This window comes from Pengzhenrongella sp. (assembly GCF_036565025.1).
Taxonomy (GTDB): domain Bacteria; phylum Actinomycetota; class Actinomycetes; order Actinomycetales; family Cellulomonadaceae; genus Pengzhenrongella.
Genome location: NZ_DATCNW010000280.1, coordinates 1 through 3,427, shown reverse-complemented (window position 1 = coordinate 3,427; position 3,427 = coordinate 1). Strand labels below are relative to the sequence as shown.

At 71.8% G+C, this 3,427-nt stretch carries 5 protein-coding genes; 2 read left to right on the top strand and 3 right to left on the bottom strand.

Features of this window, described 5'->3' with window-relative positions:
• Nucleotides 1-44: 44 nt before the first annotated feature.
• A complete protein-coding gene (locus VIM26_RS16220; protein ID WP_331953012.1) occupies nucleotides 45-533 on the bottom strand; it encodes a hypothetical protein in 489 nt (162 codons plus the stop codon).
• 133 nt (nucleotides 534-666) lie between these two features.
• Between VIM26_RS16220 and VIM26_RS16215 the strand changes: the two genes are divergently transcribed.
• A complete protein-coding gene (locus VIM26_RS16215) occupies nucleotides 667-1,632 on the top strand; it encodes a Gfo/Idh/MocA family oxidoreductase (RefSeq protein ID WP_331953010.1) in 966 nt (321 codons plus the stop codon).
• On the opposite strand, the gene VIM26_RS16210 is transcribed toward VIM26_RS16215, so the two are convergent.
• Together VIM26_RS16210 and VIM26_RS16205 are read right to left on the bottom strand one after the other, a co-directional pair.
• Nucleotides 1,583-2,725 (bottom strand): cation diffusion facilitator family transporter, encoded by a 1,143-nt coding sequence (locus tag VIM26_RS16210; RefSeq protein WP_331953008.1) that lies wholly within the window; start codon nucleotides 2,723-2,725, stop codon nucleotides 1,583-1,585. The genes VIM26_RS16215 and VIM26_RS16210 overlap by 50 nt on opposite strands.
• Before the next feature lies 1 nt (nucleotide 2,726).
• Complete coding sequence (locus tag VIM26_RS16205; protein ID WP_331953006.1) at nucleotides 2,727-3,110, bottom strand: metalloregulator ArsR/SmtB family transcription factor; 384 nt, start codon at nucleotides 3,108-3,110, stop codon at nucleotides 2,727-2,729.
• Between the two features lie 50 nt (nucleotides 3,111-3,160).
• On the opposite strand from VIM26_RS16205, the gene VIM26_RS16200 reads away from it, so the two are divergent.
• The coding region (locus VIM26_RS16200) for a helix-turn-helix domain-containing protein (protein WP_331953004.1) at nucleotides 3,161-3,427 on the top strand (267 nt) is incomplete at its 3' end.

Sequence of the window (3,427 nt, the reverse complement as noted above, 5' to 3'; positions counted from 1 at the left end):
CGCCGCAGCCGGGCGGCGCGCGCGGCCGCGCGGACCTCAGCGGATCAGTACCCGCCGGTGCCGAACTGGACAGCGACGAGCCCGGCGGACCCGAGGACGATCGCGATGCAGATCCCGAGCAGCCCGCCCGCGATGGCGGCCGCAACGGCGCCGGCGGTGCGCCCGCCCCGGGCCGCGATCAGGGCCGGCACCGCGAAGGCCACGACGCCGAGCGCCGCGTTGCCCCACGACGGCTTGCCGGTGACCAGGATCGTCACGACGAGCGCGAGCACGGCCAGCGTGCCCAGGCCGAGCAGGCCCCACCGCCAGTACCTCAGCACCAGGGTCCGGGCCCGCGCCGGCGCCCCGCCGCGCCTGCCACGCACCAGCCACCACAGCACGATGGCGAGCACCGCGGCCACCGTGAGCTTCGCGGGGCCGGAAAGGTCGGTGACCGCATCCAGCACGATGGACGTGATCATGCTCGGGATCACCGGGACGATGAGATCCTCGAGCGAGGCCGGACGGGCAGGTGCCTGGCGGACGACGTCCATGCGTCCCATCGTGGACCACACCGGACAATGTCGCCCGACGGCGCCCGGGCCGATTAGCCTTGCCAGGCCCGGCAATCGACGGGAGCCGACGCGGGCCGGCGCACAACCACGCGGGCAACACGAGGTGACGAGCATGCGGGTAGGCATCATCGGGCTCGGCGCGATCGCACAGAAGGCGTACCTGCCCGTCCTGACCAGCATGCCGGGCGTCACGCCGGTGCTGGTCACGCGCACTCCGCGCACCCTGATCGCGGTCGGTGACGCGTACCGAGTGCGGGACCTGTACGGGTCCGTGAGCGAGGCGATCGCGTCCGGCCTGGACGCGGCGTTCGTGCACACGCCGTCGCCGACGCACCCGGCGATCGTCGCCGAGCTGCTGAACGCCGGCGTGCCCGTGCTCGTCGACAAGCCGCTCGCGACCGATCAGACCGCGGCGCACGACCTCGCGGTGCTCGCCGCCCAGCTGCGGGTCTCGCTGATGGTCGGGTTCAACCGCCGGTACGCGCCGGCGTACCGGACGCTGTCGCAGTGGGGGGACCTCGACGTGGTCACCCTGACGAAGCACCGCGAGTCGAAGCCCGGTCTCGTGCGGGACATGGTGTTCGACGACTTCATCCACGTGATCGACACGCTGCGCTTCCTGGTCCCGTCCGAGATGGCCGACCTGGTGGTGTCCACGAGCGTGGACGACCGCAGCCGCTGCCGCCGGCTCGCGATCCAGTTCACCGGCAACGGGTGCCTGGCCGTCGGGATCATGAGCTGGACGGCGGGGGCGACCCAGGAGGTGCTGGACGTCATCGGCGACGGTCGACGGCGCACGGTGACGGACCTCGCCGATGTCGTCGACCTGACGGGTGTCGAGCAGCTGGTGCGCCGCGACGGCTGGGCACCCGCGACCCGGCTGCGCGGGTTCGAGGCGATGTGCGGGGAGTTCCTGGACGCCGTGAGCGAGGGCCGACTGCTCGACGCGACCGACGCCGCGCTCACCCACGAGGTCTGCGAGCGCGTGGTGCTCGACGCGCTGCTCCGCAAGGACGTGGACACCGCCGTCAAAAGGCCGCGGTTCGGGCAGGGTAGGCGTGAACGATCGCCTCGGTGAGCTTGGGGACGGCGCGCACCAGGTGCAGCTCCGCCTCGTGCGCCAGCAGGTGCGCGTCCGCGAGGGTGGTCGCCTCGGCGATGTCGAGATCGACGTCGGCGCGCAGCTCGTGGCCGACCCAGCGCATCCGGACCCGCCGCACTGAACGGACCCCCGGCACGGCCGCCAGCACCGCCTCCGCCTGGTCGACGACGTCCGGGTCGACGCCGTCCATGAGCCGGCGGAAGACGTCGCGCACCGCGGTGCGCAGCACGAGCAGGATCGCCACCGTGATGAGCAGCCCGACGATCGGGTCGGCGAGCGGGAACCCGGCCTCGACGCCCAGCGCGCCGACGAGCACGGCCAGTGAGGTGAACCCGTCGGTCCGGGCGTGCAGGCCGTCGGCGATCAGCGCGCCCGAGCCGATCCGCCGTCCCACCCGGATGCGGTAGACCGCGACGAGCTCGTTGCCGGCGAAGCCCACCAGGCCCGCGGCGGCGACCCACCACAGATTCTGCAGCTCGACGGGGTTCACCAGTCGGCGCACCGACTCGATGCCCGCGACCACCGCGGACAGCGCGATCATCCCGACGATGAACAGCCCGGCGAGATCCTCCGCGCGGCCGTACCCATGGGTGTAGCGGCGGGTGGCGGCGCGCCGGCCGATCACGAACGCGATCCACAACGGGATCGCGGTGAGCGCGTCGGAGAAGTTGTGGATCGTGTCCGCGAGCAGCGCGACCGAGCCGGAGATGATGAAGACGACCAGCTGGAGCAGCGCGGTGACCCCGAGCGCGACCAGGCTGATCTTCACCGCCCGCACGCCCTGCACGCTGCCCTCGAGCGCGTCGTCGATCGAGTCCGCCGCGTCGTGGCTGTGCGGGGCGAAGAGATTCGTGAGGAACCCCGCGACGCCGGTGCGGTGGGTGTGGCCGTGGGGATGCGAGTGATCGTGCCCGTGGTCGTTCGGGTGGGGATGCGGGTGGTCGTGGTCGGGGTCGTGCCGGTGGTCGTTCGGGTGGGGATGCGGGTGGTCGTGGTCGGAGTCGTGCCCGTCCTCGTGCGGGTGCTCGTGCGGAAGCTCGTGCGGGTGCTCGTGCTCGTGCTCGCTCATGTCAGACCTCTTCTGCGGATTGCTGCTCGGAGCGGTCTGCGTCCGTGCGGTGGTGGGGCGGGATGTCGAACGACGCGTGCTCGGCGTTGAAGACCGCGTCGGTGACGAGCTGCTCGATGTGCTCGTTCGCGACGCGGTAGAACACGCTCGTGCCGTCGCGACGGGTCTGGACGAGCCGCGCCATGCGCAGCTTCGCGAGATGCTGGGAGACCGACGGCCCGGGCTTGCCGAGCTTCGCGGCGAGCTCGTTGACCGGCAGCTCGCGGCCGACCAGGCTCCACAGCAACCGGACCCGGGTCGGATCGGCGAGCATCCGGAACACCTCGACGGCGAGGTCCACCTGCTCATCGTCCAGCCGCCGTCGTCCCTGGCTATCTGCATCCATGCGCAGATAATAGATCAGTTTCGCGCCGAACGGATCGCTAGGGTCGTGAGGTGACTGGATCGGAGGCGCCGCAGGAGACCAGGGTCCGCCGCACGCGCGGGCGCCCGCGCGATCCGCAACTCGAGGACCGCGCCCTCGCCGCGACGCTCGAGGTGTTCGGCGAGACCGGTTGGGTCGGCCTGACGATCGATGAGGTCGCGGCACGCTCGCGCGTCGGGAAGTCGTCGATCTACCTGCGATGGAAGGACAAGGAGACGCTGCTGGCTGCCGCGCTCCGCCAGACCCAGCAACCCCCCGGGACGCACGACGACGTCGTC